Source organism: Pectobacterium carotovorum (assembly GCF_033898505.1).
GTDB classification, from domain to species: Bacteria; Pseudomonadota; Gammaproteobacteria; order Enterobacterales; family Enterobacteriaceae; genus Pectobacterium; species Pectobacterium carotovorum_J.
On sequence record NZ_JAXAFK010000003.1, the window covers coordinates 176,873 to 196,017 of the forward strand.

At 51.9% G+C, this 19,145-nt stretch carries 25 protein-coding genes; all 25 read right to left on the reverse strand.

Going from position 1 to position 19,145, the window contains the following annotated elements:
• Nucleotides 1–6: 6 nt before the first annotated feature.
• The 25 genes from R9X49_RS15425 to R9X49_RS15545 all read right to left on the reverse strand — a co-directional run bounded on the left by R9X49_RS15425 (nucleotide 7) and on the right by R9X49_RS15545 (nucleotide 18,962).
• Nucleotides 7–687 carry a Gp138 family membrane-puncturing spike protein gene (locus R9X49_RS15425; RefSeq protein ID WP_319849232.1) on the reverse strand — a complete coding sequence of 227 codons (681 nt, stop codon included), beginning with the start codon at nucleotides 685–687 and terminating at the stop codon, nucleotides 7–9.
• Nucleotides 666–1,511: a baseplate hub protein gene (locus R9X49_RS15430; RefSeq protein WP_319849233.1), complete on the reverse strand. Its 846-nt coding sequence runs from the start codon at nucleotides 1,509–1,511 to the stop codon at nucleotides 666–668. Before R9X49_RS15430 ends, R9X49_RS15425 begins: the two co-directional genes overlap by 22 nt.
• Entirely contained in the window at nucleotides 1,508–1,810 is a 303-nt protein-coding gene (locus tag R9X49_RS15435; RefSeq protein WP_319849234.1) for a hypothetical protein, read from the reverse strand. The genes R9X49_RS15430 and R9X49_RS15435 overlap by 4 nt, the downstream gene beginning before the upstream one ends.
• A 10-nt stretch (nucleotides 1,811–1,820) precedes the next feature.
• Nucleotides 1,821–2,357 (reverse strand): phage baseplate protein, encoded by a 537-nt coding sequence (locus R9X49_RS15440; RefSeq protein WP_319849235.1) that lies wholly within the window; start codon nucleotides 2,355–2,357, stop codon nucleotides 1,821–1,823.
• Nucleotides 2,354–3,907: a hypothetical protein gene (locus tag R9X49_RS15445; RefSeq protein ID WP_319849236.1), complete on the reverse strand. Its 1,554-nt coding sequence runs from the start codon at nucleotides 3,905–3,907 to the stop codon at nucleotides 2,354–2,356. Before R9X49_RS15445 ends, R9X49_RS15440 begins: the two co-directional genes overlap by 4 nt.
• A 103-nt stretch (nucleotides 3,908–4,010) precedes the next feature.
• The gene (locus R9X49_RS15450; RefSeq protein ID WP_319849237.1) at nucleotides 4,011–4,445 is read right to left on the reverse strand and encodes a hypothetical protein; all 435 of its coding nucleotides are present in this window, start codon (nucleotides 4,443–4,445) and stop codon (nucleotides 4,011–4,013) included.
• Nucleotides 4,445–4,888 carry a phage tail fiber protein gene (locus R9X49_RS15455; protein ID WP_319849238.1) on the reverse strand — a complete coding sequence of 148 codons (444 nt, stop codon included), beginning with the start codon at nucleotides 4,886–4,888 and terminating at the stop codon, nucleotides 4,445–4,447. The genes R9X49_RS15450 and R9X49_RS15455 overlap by 1 nt, the downstream gene beginning before the upstream one ends.
• A 13-nt stretch (nucleotides 4,889–4,901) precedes the next feature.
• Nucleotides 4,902–6,395, reverse strand: a complete 1,494-nt coding sequence (locus R9X49_RS15460; RefSeq protein WP_319849239.1) for a DUF3383 family protein — start codon at nucleotides 6,393–6,395, stop codon at nucleotides 4,902–4,904.
• A 13-nt stretch (nucleotides 6,396–6,408) separates the two neighbouring features.
• Nucleotides 6,409–6,948, reverse strand: coding sequence for a phage gateway protein (locus tag R9X49_RS15465; RefSeq protein ID WP_319849240.1), 540 nt, complete (start codon nucleotides 6,946–6,948; stop codon nucleotides 6,409–6,411).
• Entirely contained in the window at nucleotides 6,948–7,313 is a 366-nt protein-coding gene (locus R9X49_RS15470) for a phage collar protein (protein ID WP_319849241.1), read from the reverse strand. The genes R9X49_RS15465 and R9X49_RS15470 overlap by 1 nt, the downstream gene beginning before the upstream one ends.
• Nucleotides 7,310–7,804, reverse strand: coding sequence for a hypothetical protein (locus R9X49_RS15475; protein WP_319849242.1), 495 nt, complete (start codon nucleotides 7,802–7,804; stop codon nucleotides 7,310–7,312). Before R9X49_RS15475 ends, R9X49_RS15470 begins: the two co-directional genes overlap by 4 nt.
• Nucleotides 7,804–8,241, reverse strand: a complete 438-nt coding sequence (locus tag R9X49_RS15480; protein ID WP_319849243.1) for a DUF4054 domain-containing protein — start codon at nucleotides 8,239–8,241, stop codon at nucleotides 7,804–7,806. The genes R9X49_RS15475 and R9X49_RS15480 overlap by 1 nt, the downstream gene beginning before the upstream one ends.
• 9 nt (nucleotides 8,242–8,250) lie before the next feature.
• The gene (locus R9X49_RS15485) at nucleotides 8,251–8,619 is read right to left on the reverse strand and encodes a hypothetical protein (RefSeq protein ID WP_319849244.1); all 369 of its coding nucleotides are present in this window, start codon (nucleotides 8,617–8,619) and stop codon (nucleotides 8,251–8,253) included.
• Between the two features lie 56 nt (nucleotides 8,620–8,675).
• Nucleotides 8,676–9,815, reverse strand: a complete 1,140-nt coding sequence (locus R9X49_RS15490; RefSeq protein ID WP_319849245.1) for a major capsid family protein — start codon at nucleotides 9,813–9,815, stop codon at nucleotides 8,676–8,678.
• An 11-nt stretch (nucleotides 9,816–9,826) separates the two neighbouring features.
• Nucleotides 9,827–10,324, reverse strand: a complete 498-nt coding sequence (locus R9X49_RS15495) for a phage minor capsid protein (RefSeq protein ID WP_319849246.1) — start codon at nucleotides 10,322–10,324, stop codon at nucleotides 9,827–9,829.
• A complete protein-coding gene (locus R9X49_RS15500) occupies nucleotides 10,324–11,514 on the reverse strand; it encodes a DUF2213 domain-containing protein (protein ID WP_319849247.1) in 1,191 nt (396 codons plus the stop codon). Before R9X49_RS15500 ends, R9X49_RS15495 begins: the two co-directional genes overlap by 1 nt.
• The gene (locus R9X49_RS15505; protein WP_319849248.1) at nucleotides 11,511–12,386 is read right to left on the reverse strand and encodes a phage minor head protein; all 876 of its coding nucleotides are present in this window, start codon (nucleotides 12,384–12,386) and stop codon (nucleotides 11,511–11,513) included. The genes R9X49_RS15500 and R9X49_RS15505 overlap by 4 nt, the downstream gene beginning before the upstream one ends.
• Nucleotides 12,334–13,878, reverse strand: a complete 1,545-nt coding sequence (locus R9X49_RS15510; RefSeq protein WP_319849249.1) for a DUF1073 domain-containing protein — start codon at nucleotides 13,876–13,878, stop codon at nucleotides 12,334–12,336. The genes R9X49_RS15505 and R9X49_RS15510 overlap by 53 nt, the downstream gene beginning before the upstream one ends.
• Nucleotides 13,879–14,146: 268 nt before the next feature.
• Entirely contained in the window at nucleotides 14,147–15,538 is a 1,392-nt protein-coding gene (locus R9X49_RS15515; RefSeq protein ID WP_319849250.1) for a PBSX family phage terminase large subunit, read from the reverse strand.
• Nucleotides 15,462–16,274 (reverse strand): hypothetical protein, encoded by an 813-nt coding sequence (locus R9X49_RS15520; RefSeq protein WP_319849251.1) that lies wholly within the window; start codon nucleotides 16,272–16,274, stop codon nucleotides 15,462–15,464. The genes R9X49_RS15515 and R9X49_RS15520 overlap by 77 nt, the downstream gene beginning before the upstream one ends.
• A 110-nt stretch (nucleotides 16,275–16,384) precedes the next feature.
• Nucleotides 16,385–16,660: a hypothetical protein gene (locus R9X49_RS15525; RefSeq protein ID WP_319849252.1), complete on the reverse strand. Its 276-nt coding sequence runs from the start codon at nucleotides 16,658–16,660 to the stop codon at nucleotides 16,385–16,387.
• Nucleotides 16,661–16,712: 52 nt separating this feature from the next.
• A complete protein-coding gene (locus R9X49_RS15530; protein ID WP_319849253.1) occupies nucleotides 16,713–17,594 on the reverse strand; it encodes a site-specific DNA-methyltransferase in 882 nt (293 codons plus the stop codon).
• An 85-nt stretch (nucleotides 17,595–17,679) separates the two neighbouring features.
• Nucleotides 17,680–17,982: a hypothetical protein gene (locus R9X49_RS15535; RefSeq protein WP_319849254.1), complete on the reverse strand. Its 303-nt coding sequence runs from the start codon at nucleotides 17,980–17,982 to the stop codon at nucleotides 17,680–17,682.
• Nucleotides 17,983–18,192: 210 nt separating this feature from the next.
• Nucleotides 18,193–18,666 carry a lysozyme gene (locus R9X49_RS15540; RefSeq protein WP_319849255.1) on the reverse strand — a complete coding sequence of 158 codons (474 nt, stop codon included), beginning with the start codon at nucleotides 18,664–18,666 and terminating at the stop codon, nucleotides 18,193–18,195.
• Entirely contained in the window at nucleotides 18,663–18,962 is a 300-nt protein-coding gene (locus tag R9X49_RS15545) for a hypothetical protein (RefSeq protein WP_319849256.1), read from the reverse strand. The genes R9X49_RS15540 and R9X49_RS15545 overlap by 4 nt, the downstream gene beginning before the upstream one ends.
• Between the last annotated feature and the right edge of the window lie 183 nt (nucleotides 18,963–19,145).

Sequence of the window (19,145 nt, forward strand, 5' to 3'; positions counted from 1 at the left end):
ATCCTCCTATTGTGGCGTTCCTGATGTTCCATCACCTGGCTCTACGCCATCATGCTTATGGGTTGCACCAATATTGACGCCATTGTGCTGAGCTCCACCTGCGCCTACAGACAGCACCTGCCCACCAGCGGAGAGAGTGATCGATTCTTCGGTGATTACGACTGACGCATTCCCCACCCGTAGCGCGATTTCATCAGGCTTTACCACTATTCGAGTTTCCCCGGATTTGTGCTGAATTAGCATTGCTCCGTCGTGCTCTGCGGGTAGGGTGAAATCAGAAAACAGGTCAGGGATAAATCGCCCATCGGCGAATTCATGCATGCGTAGCGTGTTGGGGCGCGCCGTTTCATTACTCTGCATGAACAATGAAATATCCCGATCGCTGGACTCTATCCAGCCCCGATCGCCAGCCTTTAGAGGAAACGTAATCCCGAACTCACCGCCGCCAAGCGCCAGAACTGGCACACTGGCAATCGTAGCGCGTTCAATCTGCTGGCCTTGAGTTGTTAGCCTGGAAATTAACGGTCGTACCGTGGCGCGGTTACTCTGGCGATCGTAGCCAATCACCACGGCCGGAAGTTGACCGTCGATACCCTGAAGCATTTTTTTAAACGCAAATTCAATCACGCCCGCGAGACTGGAACCCTGCGCGGGGTCAGCGTCCATCATAACAGTGGTGTCTGCCACATCCCCTCCCGTCTACACTCAGCTGTGTGATACCACGGGGTATCTCTATTGCTGATATCGAAATCCAGTTTAAAAATAACAAACGTCCCGTTGGCGGCGGGGTTCATATCGCTTTCGATAGTGAGTCGCGCCCCCGGCCTGCTGGATGGATCCAGAAGATATTTAACTTTAATCCCCTGCTCCGTGACCTCTGGAATACCAATCAACCCAGAATGTTTATTCAGGCTAACAGATGAATTTTTTAGTGGTTCGTCCCTGTTTTTCACCACAAGCCGATCATCGTCGATGTACGCGTTATAGCTCCCAGCACTCGCCAGCCGGTCCACTTGTTTCAGCTTTGCGCCGGTGTAGTTGTAGTTGCTTACCTGCTTATCCTGCGCCTGAAAATCCAGTGTCAAATCCATGCTGATGGCCGCATCTCCAGCAATCTTTGTGAGGGGTACGGTGGATGCGTAACTCCCAGAAATCATATCTGTCATGAAAAACACACCAGTACGGGCTTTCATTGTCAGCATCACATCAGGTGGTTGCGATGGTGTACAGCCGATAATGTCACCCTCAAACATTTTAAACGTGCCGTAACTACGCCGTCCGGCATACAGGACGACGCGCTTACGCTTGCGCGGCCAGTTATAAGGGGATGTCTCGGTAATGAGGTAATCGCGGGTGGTTTTTTTGAGATTGCCGATTTTTATCGTGCATTCGTTTTGCAGAGTGTTCGCCGTTTTGCTGCCCGTAGCCGAGATATACAGATCGGTAAAGACGTGCATTCGTCCATCTATCTCGATCTCGCAGCGAATAAGGCGCGGATCGATTTCATTCATAGTTCACTCGCTGGAATGTAATACAGCTCATGTCCTGCACCAAACGCCGTGTAATACGGGTATTCGTCGTTGGTTGTCACGAACATGAAATTCCCGAACCTGCCTGCCATATGTCCGGGGAGTAACATGGTGCTCGGCATAGCACGCTGATTCTGAATTAGTAAAACATCATCCCGCTCAATGCTAATCGCCATCATCTCGGCAGTTAGCGCCTTTATCGTGATGGCATAACGTGAATTATCAAGACGGATAGTGAGCGACTGGTTAGGTAATTCTTCGAGTGGTAATTTATTTGCCATTTTAACTTCCTCACCATTTAAATACTTCTTTCGCTTTATCAATGGCGGCAGATCCCCCAGATAACAGGACCGTTTCTTTATTTCCTGCCTTTTGTTCACCACGATTAACGGTGCTGGAATCCTTTGGGTCTTTAACTTTTCTCGGCGGCAATGCCTGGTACTGCGTTTCTACCAGAATCGTTTCCTTGAATCGCAACACGATAGGGATCATGTCGGCGTTCGTTGGGTCTTCTTCGTGCGGCATAGCCGACATTGCCATACTGGGATAAACACCGGAACGGGTGTTTATTGAAAATAGCTCGGTGCTGGTGAACGCCTGCCGGATTTCGGTATAGAGGCTGTTAGATTGGGCTACAGGGATCAACGCCGCTATCTCAATCTCAATGGGCAGAATAATGCGATGGTCGGTTATGGTGCTGCCGTCCTCCAACGGGTGTTCCATCATCTTGGCGTCGCGGATGATGGACGCTTTCAGCACCGTGATGCCATCAAACCGGTGATTAAAGTCAGCGTCATAAACGCCGTACAGCTCAGTATTTTCTTTCATGCCGCAAAGCCATCATCATAGTGAGAAATCGATCCCTGCAAATCCCCGCCTATAGAGTTAGCGATACCCTGCGAGTCCGTCGCCTGGGTGTTTACCTCCATATGGTCTATCCGCACTTCGGTTTTCCGGCTCTCCGTTCTGCTGGAGTTTGTGATTGAATTGCTGGTCATGGCGTTGACCGGGTTACTGTCGATGCTTTTTAGCTGCGATTGTCCGCCGTAAGTGGGGTCAGTTGGTGCGTCCTCCCAGCCCAGCCGCGGCTGTTTACTTGCAGCGATCTCGGCCTGCTTGACTTCGTTTTCGCCAGCACCAAACCACCCTTTGATTGTTCTCCATGCATCCCCGATTTTCGCAAATCCTTTCAGAGCCACACCCACGACGCCAAGAATGATTTTCTCCAGCCCTTGCCATAGCAGCGCCAGTCCCTTTCCCGCATCACTGATAAAATCAAAGATGGTATCGCCAGCGCCTTCCCACAACAGAGCATCAAACAGTGATTTAATCTCGTTTTTCAGCCCCTCCAAAAATTGGATAGGGTCAGTAAACAACATCACCAGCGCATCCCACAGACCAACAACGATCTCTTTCAGTACCTCAAGCACCTGGCCTAAAATCGGGAATTCTTTCACCAGGCGGCCAGTCACGCTATCCATGCCGTTGAAGTAGCCGATCACATCAGCAATCACCAGCGCCAGCGCACCAAACGCCGCCGCTATCAGCAATATCGGCCATGTGGCCGCGATAGTTGCGATCGCCGCCTTTATCATTGCCGGGAGATAGACCGCCGTAATAACCCCGCCGAGCGCAATGAAGAAGTGAGTTACCGCCTCCTGATTTTCACTAACCCACGCCGAAACCTTGTTCCATGAGTCCAGCAGTTTTTCAAATATGGGGATCAGCGCAGTGCCAATTTGCATCTTCATTCCGTCGAACTGCATTTTTAGTGAGCGGAGTTTTTGATTAAACCGATCGGCCTGCTCCACCTGTTCCTTTGTGATGACGCCCTGCTCTTTCTGTTTCTTCAGCAGCTCCTCAACACTGACCTTTCCTTTACGCAACAGCTCGATCGTTCCCTCATCCAACCCCACCATCGCCCCCAAACGCTGGGCGCGGAAACTGCTCATGCCGCCTAATACTTTGCTGTAGCGAAGCAGTGCCGCTTCAGGGTCGCGGAAACGCTGCGCGAGATTCTTCATCGTCCCTGTAAACGCCTCGGCATCACCGCCGCTTTCTTTAACTGCGTTACGCCACGCATCCAGCGTGGACACATTGACGTTCATCTGTCGCGCCTGCATGCCTAGCGCGCTGGTAGTTTCAGCCGCAGTGAGGGCCAGCGCTTTCGCGCCGGCCAGCGTTAATGTCACCCCTAGTAGGCCAGCGGCGGATTTCGCTAATCCCAGAAATGATGAGCCGAGTTTTTCCGCTGCCGCATCGGTACCGGATACCGTATCCTTTAGCTCATCAGCTTTCTTTTCGGCCTCATCCAGCCCTTTGTTTAAGCTGGACGCATCAGCGGCAAACGTGTAATAAAACGCTTCTAAAAGACTCACTTTTTACCCCTTTGCGCATGTTCCATCGCCAGCATTTCATTAACACGCCGGATAACAATGATTTCATGCATATCCATTGCTTCAGCCAGCGTGTAATCGTGTTTCAGTTCGCGGAGCGTTGCGAATCCTTCCCCGACAATTGCGCCAACAAATCCGTTAACGTTCGGGAAATCGACCGCTGGAATTTGGCTTTCAAGTCGTCGAGGAACCGTAACGCGCCGCCGTTCCTGAAAAAACTACAGTTGTACTCCATCATGGCCCATTCGATTTTTAACAGCGTCTCGAAATCCGGCACATGGTTGTTCACCAGCTCTTTCGTGCTCAGCACCAGATGCCCTGAATCGGTCTTCACCGCAACGCATGACATCAGCTTCAGCATTAGCGCCTCATTGGTGCTGTACTCGCCGATCTTCGGTGAGGCTGATAACGGGTACTGTGTGACAATTTCCCGTCCCAAAATGGCGGGGAACTTGCTCAGGACAAACGTTTTTGTCCCGCCGTCCGCCAGCGGGAATTCTTTTTCAATCGGTTCCAGCATTATGAGCCCACCTGATTTTCAAACTTAAACACATAGGGTTTCGTTTTCAGTCGCCCGGCGCTCGCCGCACTATTTCCCAGCATTGCATCGGTGAGCCTGCCGTTTGATAGTGTTCGGGTGCTGCCGTCCGGGTAGATCGCCGTCATAGTGATCACGTCGCGCGCGGGGATTTTCCCTTTCGCAACGCGATTTGCTTCAGCGAGGATGGCGAGATTTTTGTCATCGTCGCCGTTAGGGATGATGTTCAGTGTAATAGCCAGCGGTTGGGCCACACTCCATGTCACCATGTCGCCATTTAACCCCATACCGACATCAGCCAACTGCTGAGAGGGACTATCGAACGGATCAGCGTCGTCCGCGAATTGCGTAACATTAAACCCGCTGGGGAATGTAGTAGAGGCCCGGATATTCACCGTCAGGCCAAAGCCGGAAATATCTGACATTGTTCAGCTCCTGTTAGATTAATACGTGAGTACCCAGCACGCGGCGGATCGAGTCGTCTTTGCTGTAAATCAGCGAGTAAACGCACTGCCACTCAATCCTGCCATCCGGCATTTCAACCTGACTCATCACCGCATCCAGCCAATAGCCGATGTTTTGCACCTGATGCCAGGCGGTATCATCACCGGTCATTTGCGTGATGTAGAGCTTCTGGGTTGTGTTTAAGGTTTTACCCACACTGATGACGCCATTTAAAAGCGCACTATCGACAGGCGTTTGCAGTGTGGTCAGGATTTGCGATCGTCCGCTGATGTTTGCCGGAATGCGACCGATTGATAATTGCAGCGTTAAAACAGCAATCGCGCACTGGTCTTTCAGCCACTGCTCATTGGCGTGAACGTTCATATCCACTGGCGCTGTCGAGCCTCCCATCAACACACCACGCTGGAAAAAATCAATCGCCTGTCCGGCTGTTTGGGTGCGTCCGTAGTAGTTCACTCGCTGGGCATCGAATTGCGTCGCTTTTTGCGTCGTAGTGACTTTCGGCGACACACCGGGCAGTTGCTTATACATGTAGTTGATAACGCCGTTGCGGACGCTGTAGTTCGTCGCCGCCATGAGCGTTCCGGGGATCTGATCGTCGTAATCGCTGTTGGCAGCAGAAACCAGAGTCAGGGACACACTGGCGACCGACAGTAACGCGGCGCTGATGCTGGCCGCGGTGTTTTCTGTCGTTCGCGCCAGCAGCATGTACATAACGTTTTTTTCAGCATTCGCCTCTGCCAGCGTAACCAGGTCATTAAGCTCCAGGTCGCGCGTAAACAAAAAGGTGCCGTAGTTGTTGCTGATATCGGCGGCTGCGGCCACGCTTTCCGATTCGGTTAATGCCGCCGCAACACCGCGAATAACCTCGCCGTTAGACAGCCCCAGCGCATCAGAAACCGCGCCTGTATCAAACGTAATGGCGACAGCCTCCGCTGTGCCGCCCGTCACGATAAAGCGCGACTGAGTGGCATCATACGTTACCGTGACAGCCGCAAACACGGTAACGTCTGCAACTGCACGTAATGCGGTCTGCAACGCTGTAGCGGCTGCGGCTAACGTGGCAACACTGGACAGGTTTACGCTGCCAGTAGTGAATGCCACGCCATCCACATCGCCCGATACTACGCCGCTGGCCTGCTGAAGATTGGCAATCTGATAAACCGCTTTTGCGCCGAGCGTTAACGGGGCGTTCGTGGCATTCTGATCGCGAGCAAACGACAATTTTGAGGGCTGAACGATGAGCGGCGAGATGTAGTTGAAATATTTCACCGCGCGCCGGTACTCTTCCGACGCGGTTCCGAAATACGCGCCCACACTGTCCGAATCAGTGAATTCCATAATGCTATCTGGCGACACCAGAATATTAGGCGTGAAGATGCGCAAGATCAGATCGCGCGCCCGGACGTTGTTACCGCCACCGACGCCAGACGTGATTTTGACATAATGACCGATATCAATTGCCATTGTGATTCCTCTGTTAAACCCGACCAGATCGCCAGTGTGTAGACTCAACGGCGGGTATCTCTGTTGTATAAACGTCGGTGTGATTGAATTGAATGTCGAACATCGGCCGGTGCTCATAACCGGCCGTGTCGCCACTAATCGGGGTGTTATTGACGGTGCCAATGCGAGTGATGTTTGCACCACCAGCAATGAGCGCGGATTGAAATTCTGGAGAGCGCACGACGCGTGCCGCAGTCTTGACCAAATCAGCAGGCGTTACAGCATTAGGATCTGTGTCGTCATAAACCATTGAGCCGCTGATTTGATAACTGGTCAGCATCACTTCGGTTGTTATGCGTCGTAAGATCTGCGCGTCGCTGTCCCACTCTTCGCGGTGTCCGGGGCTGCCCGTTGGTGAGTCCGTGATTTTATGCAGGTAAAGCGTCATGGCTGACGACAGCCCCTGCACGGTTGGCTGGTAGCTCTGCCAGACGTTAACACTACTAAAACCCTGCATAACCAGCCCAGCCAATAACTCCCTGCGCACTAATGCCATCAGGTCGTTATCGCGCATCAGGCAGCCTCCAGCGTAACGACACTCCAGCCGTCCTGATTTTCCCAATCCTCAACATCGATGACGTGATATCGCCGTCCGGCGTACTCAATTTCATCACCGCTGGCGTCACGCTCTACGCCGAGCACGGACTGAGGCACGATCCATTCAATGTGTTTCTTGCTGACATCAAGGCCGAGCTGAGCCACCTTGATTTGTGGGATGGCCTGCGCGCTGCCTTTTTTGACAACCACGCCCGGATCAAATCGGGTCACCAGCACACCGTTTGATAGCGTGTCACGCTGTCCGCTGTCGCGGTAATAGGTGACAGATTGAGATCCGATAGCACCCAGTGCCATGTTTAAAATATTTGCGCCTGGAATCATGTATCCCCCTCGGTGATAACGTGCGTGAGCGTTGTCAGCATGTAGCCTGAATCGTTAAGCGGCTTTACAGAAATAACCTTTGCTTTGCCGCTGGCACGTCGCGCGCGCGCCTTTAACGTACTGGTGGCAAGGGGTGGGGTGAGTATCTGTGTGATTTTTTTGCGGACATCACCAGACGCCAGCGCCCCCATAGCCTCCATAAGCTGGGCGGCGGTGCGGGTTCCGCGCATGACAGCAGAAAAACCGCTTTTCATGGTTTTATCCCAGTCGCCTTTTTTTTCCGCCTGGGTGCTGCGCATGAACGATCGCGGCGGAATGCCCATTTTTTCGCTGCCGTATTCCTGCACAACAGCGATCCCCGCAACCGGCTTACCGTCAGCATAACGGGCGCTTTCCATCCATCCCACGCGAGCCTGCATCTTATCCAGCGCCGCTAATTCTCGCCGGATACGCGCGGCATTCTCACCGCCACTGCTGCGCCACGTTCCCATCAGAAAAACACCCCGCCCACTTTTCGAAATGCGGAACGCTCAGGGAGTCCGCCGACATACGCGCCACCAGCAGCCTTGATGTTCAGTAGCGCCCACAGTTGCAGCCCGAACGGACTGGTGCTGAGCCAGAATTGCCACGCTGATTTTGCTGGTGGCGGCTGCATGGTGACAGAAACCTTACTGATCGTTGCCCCCGTCACGACATTTGCCGTTGTTTGCCCCTTTGCGATGAGGTGTGCCGACCACAGCAGGTGCGCCGTCATCAGGTACAGGGCGTTTTTCAGGCATTCGCCACGCAGCGTGCGTCCGGGACTGATGTAGCACTGAGCCATCAAAAATTGCGCCTGTATCTGTTCGTCGGGAAACTCCACAGCATCAGATAGCGGCTGGAACGTCGCGCGAAACTGAGTTATATCCAGCGTGATTTCTTCGCGCATGCGTCCCCCTTATTTTTTACGGGTAGCGGTTTGGGGTTTCGGTTCGTCTTCCTGACTAAAGTCCGCATCAGTCAGCGGCGCGGAGTTATCCGCAGGGGTCATGTCTGCGGCGGCGCGTTCGGGATCGACGCTGGCCGCTTCCAATTGCACGAAGCCGTTTGCCAGGTGGCGGCGAAACACTGGGTGGCCGCTCAGTAATTCCGCTTCTTCATCGGTTATCTTGGTAGCGACACCGCGCGGTGTTTCCAGATTTTTCTTTGCAACGTTAGCGCCGCCATTGATTACGATGACTTTTTCTACAGACGGCATATCGTTGGTTTTCTCACCGTAAAAGGTGTATGAAACGTCGGTGCTGATGGTTGAATAAACGTGAGGCATGTTTCTCTCCAGAAATAAAAAAGGGGCCGAAGCCCCGCACGGATCAGTTGATGTGATTACACGCCAATCATACGCACCACCAGCAGCGGACGTTTCAACAACGCCCCCGCCGTGGCGTTAGCGGAATCCTCAAGGTACGACTTGGCGCGCTTCTCCGTCCCCAGCGCGAGGTATTTGGCCGGAACAGCCTGCATCCACACCTGGCCGCCGTCATCGCTCACGCCATCATCGAATGATTCTGGGTACAGGTAGAGAACATTCTCCCCGCCCACGGCGTCATTCAGATCCGGCGCAGTGTCGATAGACACGTTCGGGTAGTTTTCTTTCAGCCACTGGCGGACAGAGTTACCGTACTGCGACGTAACGGTCAGGTACTGATTCAATCCGGTAGGCAGCGCCAGTTTTAACGGCGTGGTTTCCGGGTCGATGTTGTCCTGACACTGCACCTGTAGCGTCACCATTAGGCGGCGGATATCTGCCGTGATTTCGAGAAACGTTTTGGTTCCCCACTTGGTGTTATTGCTTGCGCCGGGCGCTGCGGTCAGAGCCGGTAAAAGATTGGGCTCATTCAGGAAACCGAACGTGTTGTTTTGCCCGTTGTTGTAGCCGTAGAACCCCACGCGGTTACGTGCGATCTCCAGAGAGCGAGCAACCGAGATTCGTTTTTCCGCTGCTGACTGAATACGCGCGCGAGCTGTCCGCGCTTCCTCCAGCAAGCCCACCGAAAAGCCCAGTTCAAAACGAACGACAGTACGGCGAGCGTAATCCGCCTGCCATGACGCGAGCGGGATATTACCGTTATCAGTGTACGGAACAGCATCACCGAGATTTTCCAGAATACCCTGGATGATTTCTTCATCTTCCCACGCTCCGACGGTTGCAATGCCCATCAGTTGATCGGCTTTTCGCGCAGCGGTAATGACGCGAACAAAACCCGGCAGCCACTCCTGCAAAAATTGCAGCGGCGTGGGCGTTCCCTGCGCCAGCAGGCCGGGCAGCGGTGACGGGTTCAACCCTACATCATTAGAGTCCAACCCGATCCCGTTAAGCATGTCGCGTGCATCACGATCGCTGATATGGATACCCAGCATCGATAATTCACGATGCGCATGACGGGCGATATCTGCCCGGTTGATTTGTAGCGGGCGAACACGTTCAGATGTCAGCGCGCTATGAATTCGTGAAACTTGAGGCATTGTGTTTTTCCTTAATTAGTCAGGCGCAGTGAAATCAGACCGCCCGATGCGTTAGCCTGACGAACGCGGCTAATAGAGGCGTTCGGAATAGCGATAACGCCAGAGGGGATGCTTTCAGGGTCTTCGATGTGAACGATAACGCCGTCCGCCACCTGATAGCCGAGCACATCACCGTAACCCACCGCCGTACTGACACGTACAGTGATTTCGCCCATGTCCGTGAACTCACCAACAGCGCCATTCGGCAAATGCGGTGCTTCATCGTCACCAATACGCCCCAAATACAGCCCTGTTTTAGGGCTGGTCATTACGCCCCAAAACACGCCAGTACCGCCAGCCTGCACCGTTTCACTGTCGCTATTGAGCGTAAATACCCGCCCCCACACATTGTTAGCGGGGGTTGTGCTGTTCAGTACGCCCGGCTTGGCGCGTGTCGGGCCATCGTGAGAGACCTCACCGACGACGCCGTAGCCCTGACTGAATCGCACCGATTGTTGAAAATCTGCCATTATTTCTCCCCTTTCACATATTTCATTACAACGCTGTTTTCATCCGCGCTATCCAGCGTTACCGCGTGCTGACCTGCTTTTGTCGCAGTGGCGGCCGCGCCGTCCAGATATCCCGTTAGGAACGTCATTTCCTGCCCTTTCGGTGCGCTAATGCCGAGCTTCTTCACACCGTATGCCGCTACATCGGCCGTGGTCATTTCTGCCGCGTCGAACGTGCCTACATGCCATGACAGCTTTTCTGCTAGCGAATCACGCTGACGCATTTCACGTAAAACAGCCTTAACGCTGTTCTTTTCCAGACCAGTGAGGCGCTTATCCATGCTATCGAGCGCAGCTGCGGTTTCTTTGTCCTTTTCGTCGTCGTCCTGAGTAGCCGCAGCATTAGGATCGTCTTCATCCGTGGTTTGTGCGGGCTGATTTTCTGGCGGCGTATCCTCATCAGTCGTAGTGGCTGGCGGGGCTTCCTCCGCTGGTGCTGGTGCCGCTGCTGTAGCGGAAACCAGTTTTTGCAGTGCAGGGAGCATCGTCATAAAGACTTTGATCCCATCCTCCAGTGACAACTGGGCGGTTTGCGTCTCGTCGTTGTCAGTTGTGGTTGCTGCTGTGTTTTCGTTTTCGTCTGCCATTTGTATATCCTTTGCATCTAACGTTACGGCATCAAGAACGGCCACCGATGGCCCCTGACGCCCCTCTTCCACCGATGAGAGGTGGTTACCCCGTATTTTTCGCTGAATCACGTCATGGGGTTGACCATTGGCCACCCCCGTAGCGACACCTGATTTCCACTCGTATCTGGAGCGATAACCCGGCGACAGCTCTTTCTTTCCTGCTTCTATCAGCATTTTCAGTGATTTAGAAAACAGCTTGATGTTTCCGCGTAGCACGCCGTCTTTGTAGTAAACGCGCTCACCGATAACGCCCTGAATACCCTTCTCTTCAGGAGGTGTTAATCCTTCATCGTCATCACCTAGCAGGCCGGGCGGGTGATCGTCCGTCCACGGCAACAGCTTGAATGACTCGATACAGTCAGGGTCTTGCAGCTCCTCCTCTGGCCGCCAGACGCGGTAAATTTTGTCGGGGTCTGGTGCGCCGGGTATGTTCTTTCCCAGATATTCGAATACACCAGCCATCGAGATCGGGTTATCTGGTATCTCAGGCCACCCGTTAATGTCATAAACACGCTGTGTCATTGCTCATCCTCAAAATCCACCACCGGGCGCTTTGTACAACGGCAAAACGGGAGCTGACCGGGAAAGCCGCGCTCTCCTGTTCGCTTGTCAATGATGGGTGGATCATCAATATCGAAAATCCCGCCATTCAATCCTGCAGGCCAGTCCAGCATGTGGTACTCACGCGGGTCATTACTGCCGCCGCTGTGCACCCATTCAAATTTACGAATGCCGGCGCTTTTAAATCCGGCGAGTGATGTGTCGCTGTAAACCTTACGCGTCTGATCAAGTGCGACGTTTTTAGCCCAGTTGCGAACCTTAACGCCGTATTCATCCAGCGCAGGTTGCAGGTCTTCCAGCCCCCGTCCGTTCGATATTGAACGCATCACCTCATCACCGACTTGTTCTAGGTATTTAGCCGGAACACGTTTAATCAGACTTGCTGCTGCCTGGCTGCCAGCGCGTATCGTTTCCTTCACTGCGGCGGATTGCATGTCGAGGCGAAGAGAAACCCCCTCGCCGATTTCGTCCAGACTGCGTTTTACTGCTGTGCCAGCGCTGCCTGTGACGCGCTCAACCATTCGCGCGGTGGCCTTGTCGGTCATATCGTCAAAAATGCCCTGCCATTTTCGGCGCAGGCGACGCAGCACCCCTGACGCGGCGTTAACAAGACTGGCATCCAGTGTTGCGCCGTCGAGCGTGGGTGATTGGGTTTCATAGAGGGAATGGACTTGCTGAACTACGTCTGCGCGCATCAGTTCGAATTCACGCGTAATGCGGTGTTGGTATTCCTGTCCCGCACTGATGGGGGCAAAAACCGCCGCGCCGCGTAATACACCGTCACGACTGGCCGGACGTGGACGGCGGGGCATTCTGCGAACTGCTCTCGCCATTTACTCGATCCTCTCGGTTGTCCTCTCTGGTTTCCTCGTCAGGCGGCTCCGCTCGCGTTATGCCGCTGTACCCGCTGCGCGGATCGGCAATCAGGCGATCGCGCGCGTCGTACTGGTCAATGCTGCCGGTATTGACCAGGTTCAAATCTGTGCGGCTGTTGATTTCGTTAATCTCTGCAACCTCTTTCGCGGTCAGAGAATCCAGCGGGTTCCATGTATGACTGAGCGTTATGGGCTTAATACCCAACTTAGGGGCGATATGTGAGCGCATCAGCAGAAGGTGGTGACGGCGCAGTATTGGCGTCAGGTCGTGCGTTTGTAGGCTTTCCAACTCTTCGTGATAATTCGACTCTTCATACTCACCCGTGGTGTTAAAGCCTTTTGGCTGGGTGCCGAGTAGCTTTGTACCAGGCACATGTGCACCAGCAGCCACAAGTTGGTATTGCGTCATGATCAAGTTGTCAAAATCCGCCAGCGACGTATCAAACTGCTGGACATCATCCTCTGTCATGTCAGCAACTTTTACGCCGTAGTTGTCACGATACTTGATCCACTGCGAAAGGCTTTCTTCGAAGGCGTCTTGATTCGACATCACCTTCGCCATATCGGTTTTCAGTACCGTTGAGCGCTTCGTTAACGCCATGTGCGGCGCTTCGTTTGCCACTCGTTCAGCAGCGTAGACGCGCTCCATGATGCGCTGCGGTACTGATACCCCGCCGTACTGATAGGCAGGCTTGAGAATGTCAGCGACAGGGAACGGGATGAAAACCATCAGGTGTGATCGGTGATAGCGTTTACCGTTTATCATCCAGTGCGTCGGCGTCATGAATCCGGGTTTTTCAGGATTTGCCATTGCCGCACCGCTCAGCTCTGGCGTGCACCATTGCGGATCAACCTGAACAATACCCCGATAACTGAATGGCGTGATGCCATCGGGATTAAACGGTTTTTCGTAATATTTCGGGTCTGTGCTGCGGACATCGAATAGCGCGACGCGAATACCGAATGTGCGACCGAACGACACGTAATCGCGCATCTGTCCGGTAATATCAAAATGCTCGTCGTAGTGATTAACCAGCGACAGCACGTCAGGAGGCAATTCACCGCCGCCAGACTTTTTAACGGTGTAACCGCGCCGAATGGCATCGCGCCCCGGCATCACGCACGCTTTATTAATCAACCAGTGCTGCGCAATCAGCGCACACAGCGTGTGACCGAGGAAGCCCTGATTTGCATACCACAGCGCGAGTGAATGGCTGAATGCCCCGTCAGCAGACACCTCTGGAGATATCAGCGATCCGTCACCGTCCATGCTATCCATTGTGCCGGAAGGCGCTGCTGTGGGTACTTTGCTAAAAATGCGCGTCAGCACGCTGCTTAATGCGCTGGTGACCGATCCACTATCTCCGCTGATTGCGTGAGTTGAAAAGAAGCTCTCGCGCTGCACAGGCGGGTTTTCAGCTTTGCGTTTCTTTTTCCTGAACCATCCCACTTAAAACGCTCCTGTGGCCTGAATGTTGTAGAAATGAAAAAACCGGAGTGGTTAGGCTCCGGTTTCGTTCAGTAGAATTGATTGAGATAAAAAACAGATATCAGCCCACGAAATCGCTGTTATCACGTTGGATTTGTGCTGCTTTTCGTAACTACATCAGTGCTAACCCACCAACCAATCATTAGTTTAAAGTGGTATTTTAAATATAAGTTCAGATAAGCACCATTATGTTAAATAGAGGAAAAACCGACCGTTTTTGATGAGCCATTTATCCAAAAAAGCCACGGCGAGTTTTGACCGGAGCGAACGCCATAATGAAACCATCTGCAACGTTTGGGGATTTAACTTCACGCTTTGCCAAATCCTTTTTGCTCTCAACCTTAACGCGCCCGTTTTTGTCGAAGTCACGCTTTGGCGTGGATAGCTCAAATTTCAGCTTATCTAAAAATGGACAATCACTATCAATACTGATCATTTCGTCAACAGGGAACTTCTCACCATGCGTTACGGCGTTGAACGTATTGCGGAAGCGGTCAGCAACTAGCCACCAAGACTGAGCTTTGAGGTTTGAGAAGAAATCCTTGTTCTTAATGCCAGGTTGATACTCTCGCTCTGGTTCATGAACATCTGCGCCAGCATTGAATTTATGATATTCCACCAGCTTGGCGCGTCGCCCCTCCTCCTTCTGCCGCTCTTCGTTGATCTCGGCAAACTTAGATCCACATGAAGCACCAACACCGATTGAGTCGTAAACCACCTCAGCATCACGCTCCAGCGCAACGTTATACGTCCGCTTGCTGCTTTTCATTAACTCGTCTTCACGGGCCTTCCATTCGTCAGCCCAGAACGCGACAGAGCCGTGAGAAAAAACATTTGCGCACTTATCTTCTCCGCTGTCTGCTACGTCAAAGCCAACGCGTTTACGCCCTTCGGCCTTGAACCCTAACTTTTTATGAGCATCAATAGCCGCTTCAATCCACGACAGCTTAATGATCGCCTCGTCGTCATCCGTGCGAGGTACACCGAGGTAAACGTGATCAAACGCTTCTGGGTCGCGCGCTTTAGCTGCCTCGATAACAGTTTTAATCGTGTCACTCAAAAACGGGTTTTCATCGTAGTTAATTTTACGCACCAAGGTGTTTGGTGGTGGCTCGACAACAAAATTTCTCCAGACGAAATCTGTAACCAGTCGCGGGTTGAAGATAAACCAACATTCCGAGCCCTCTTTACGAATTGTCGGTTCCAGTATCTCCCACTGCGCCTCGGTCATCGCGTGCGCCTCTTCATTCCAAAGCACATCTACGCCTTCCAAAGATTTGATCTCTTCAGTGTGACGCCATAGGCCATAGAAAATGAATTCCGCGCCTGTGTGCCGGTTGATTATTTTGTTATCCATAATGCGGAAGCGGTGACGCAGCCCAAACCTGTTTATCTGGATTCTTAGTAGGGCGTAAACTGACTCCTCGATTTTGTTCTGTATCTGACGAGTGCAAAGGAATCGTAGAGGGTAATTGTCAGCCAGAAAAATAGCGATCCCAGCAGCATCCCACGACTTACTTGATGTTCGCCCACCATATAAAACTTTATTCCTTGCCTTTGTCGTCCAGAACGGGCGCAGCGCTGGATTCAGTGTTGGTTTCGATATCTGCATAGAAGTCATTCAGTCCGCGAGGTGCGTTGTCATTTGTATCACCGACTTCACGTTTAAGTCGGTCAACCTCAAGGCCGACTTTCTCAGTTGCAGCCAGGCGGTAATCGGTATCTGCGAATATTTTCCCAACGGTGGCCAGCGTTCCGGTTATGGATTCAATGCGCACGGTATTTCGCATCATGGCTTTCTCAGCGGCGCTGATATTTTCAAGCAACCCCTTCTTCTCCTGAGGTTCCTTCACATCTTCCAGCTTGGTCATCCACCTTCCGATATTTTCGGCGGCAACAAGATTGCTGGCGCGTAACCGGAATAACTCATCTTCCAGTTGGAGCGCCTTGGCATCCTCTATCACTTCATCGCTCAGCAACAAACGGCGAGCGTATCCGCCATGTTTAAGGGCGTGCTGGTTACCGGGCTGGAATGGGTTAACGGGTGGTGCGGTACGCGATCCGCGAATCGGTTTCGTTTCCTGATGATGTTCGGCCTTCCCTTCCGCGCGCTTTTCGCCATCGCCAGATTTAACGGGGCTTTGAGTGGTACGCGCACTATTTTTTTGCGTACCGCTTTTGCGTACTTGCGTACCTTTTTGCGTACCGCCTTTTTTGTTGCGTACCCAGCCCAGCTTTGCAGCCTTTTTCCGTATGGCTCCCTCGGTTATATCGTGCTGTGCTGCTATTTTATAGAGGGACAACACTCCGGCGCAGTAGGCCTTCTCGATGGCCCCCCAGTCCGGTGTATTGGGCATATCATCCTCGCTTTGATAAAACCATTACGCTATTCACTCACTCAGGAATGAATGGTGTGATGGCAATAAAAAACCGCCCGTAGGCGGTTCACATAGTATTGCTAGCAATTTCAACCACCAGGGCGGTTAACCGGGTTAGTTATCTCAAACAAACGCACAACCTGATCAGTACCACCGTCACTTACAACGGTGCGAATGGTATTGTCTTCGCGAGGAGTGAAAGTCACTTCAACTTCATAACCCATTGCTGCATGTTCATCACACAAATAAGCATTTGTGTTATGAGCCCAAATAGCAGATAAATCATCAAGTTCTCGACGAAGTCTTACCCCGATGATTTTATTTGCTAACCGTCCACAACCACTGATAATACATGTTCCAGACATGTTTTTTCCTTTTGTTGGTTAACCATAAAGGAAAGTACCACAGATCCGGAGGTTATTCAGTAGTTTTGCTAAATGTAACAAATCCATTCAGGCTATTCTGCTCTAGTCCAACGCGATTTTTTGCAACCTCACAATGGGATGGCAATAGCTCGAAACCAATAGAGTTTCTTGAGAGCCTCTCAGAAACCAACAATGTTGTTCCTGAGCCTGCAAAAGGATCCAATATGACATCACCTGGTTGTGTAAAAAGTTTGATAAACCACTCGGGGAGCGATTCAGGGAAAGCTGCGCTATGGCTTTTATTCCCGCATTCAGTAGCCATGTGCAGAACGTTGGTAGGATAAGCCATCTCCCTTTCTTGCCAGTTGGATATGTTTTTTCCAAACCCGCTCCCAACACGCGACTCATCCCGGATAGTATCTTTTGCGCTGAGTTTTTTCAGACGATCCTTCTTCCAGTCACCCATAGGAACCATTACTGCATCTTGGTACATTGCGAATTTTTTTGATTTTGTAAAATGGATACAGCGCTCCCAAGAATCACGAAACCGGTTTGGCCACTTGCCAGGAAATGAGTTTTTTTTATGCCAAATGTACTCTTCCGTCCACAGCCAACCTAACTGGCGCATACGCAAAATCAACTCAAGCACGTATGTATGTCTTTCTCCATTCACCGCTTTTTCTTTGATGTTAAGCACAAACGAACCTGTTGGCTTGAGAACGCGATGTAACTGCTCAGCAATTGGGGTAAACCATTCCACATACTTGTCAGGTGAAATTCCGCCATAGGTGCCTTTTCGCTGATCGGCATACGGTGGGGATGTAACAATAAGATCAACGGATGAATCTTCCATCATGGATAATAAATTAAGACAGTCACCCTGATAGAGATGTGTTCCATCGGTTTTGATATTTATGGCGGTTTTTTTTAACATCCCGTTAGACCTCAAAATGAAAGTCATTGGAGCATACCAGCCCTATCAATGAAGGTCCAGTTATTTATGAATAATGGAGCAACCTTTATAGCCCCCATCTCATCGCGTCAATATCTCTGATTGCCCGTTTATCAGCGTTACATTTCTCTATCACTGTCAGTAGTCGTTCATTCAGTTCAACGCTATCGCCGTATGTCATCTGATAAGGAATTTCCGGTACGATGCAGTCAATCAGCAATTCGGCGGGAATCGGCGCCACCGGAGCTGGCACGTATTCTGTACGCGTGTTCGCGCAGCCGGTTAACCACATCAGCAGGAACATGATTAGCAGCGCATCTCTCACCAGATAGCGATTGACGTATATAAACAATGCGCGTCTCAGACTCATTCTGTATCTGCTGTTTTGCATCTGCATTCGCTCGCGTAATTGTGTTAATGATGCGCATAGATGTGATGACGTTTGACGTTATCGTTTCGGCGCGTTGCTCATTTGCAGCTGATACATTGCTATCACGTTCCGCAGCATCAGCATCCCAGCGCAACCCCTGAACGTAACCGCCAATCACTATTCCAGCCACCAGCCCAACGAGTAGTGATTTTACGTCGCCAAACATAACTCACGCTCCACTGCCCGACGATCCACCAGCCCCCGCCAGACTTTGCCACCAGCTTTATTCCATCGCTTTAGCTCGTCGCACGCTTCTGACGTGTCGCCTGCATTCAACTTACGCAGCATTGTTGAGCGAGTCAGAGAACCAACACCCACGTTGTACGTAAACGAAATCAGCGAAGCTTTGCGAAAATCGCTCATTGGAACTTTGACGTGTCGCTCGACAGCCGCAGCAACCGGAGCCATATCTTTTTCCAGCAACTCATCGCACTCAGCTTGCGTGTACGTTTTTCCGATGATGATATCGGATCCCGTATGCCCATAGCAGACTGTCAGGATTCCGGCGACATCGTAATATGGCGTATATCGAACGCCCTCAAACCACTGAATGAGAACGATAGCAATCGCCAGAGCGCCACCACCGGCGGCTTTCGCAATGCGTGCTTTTAATGTCGGGTTCATGCATCCACCTTTCTTAGCGCTTCAGCCACAACCTCAACAGCAGACGGGCGAGAATCAGCTGGTTTGTTTTTTGCTTCATCCAGGTAGTTCTGAAGCAGGCGCGTCCGCTTCTCTTCTTCCCGGCGCTTTTTGTTCGCATCAAATCGCCCGTAAATGAACGACACGATTGAAATGATTACGCCGATCGCACCGAACGCGAAATAAATAACGTCCTGCGTTGTCCATCCCAGCGCACCCGCTATGGCGGCAAGCCACGCGAAAAATTGGGTAACGATATTCCCCGGTTGTTGGTCCATTCTCATGTTCTCCACCTCCCGGATGGTCGGCGCTGTGTGAAGGAAATAAAAAAGGCCACGCGGATGCATAGCCTTATGGGGTGCCAGAATCGTCTGGCTGCTTGTCGTCGCGTTTGCTATCGTTAAATCGCCAAAAGTAACCATATCAAACACGAGGAATTAAATGAGCGAATCAAATAAACC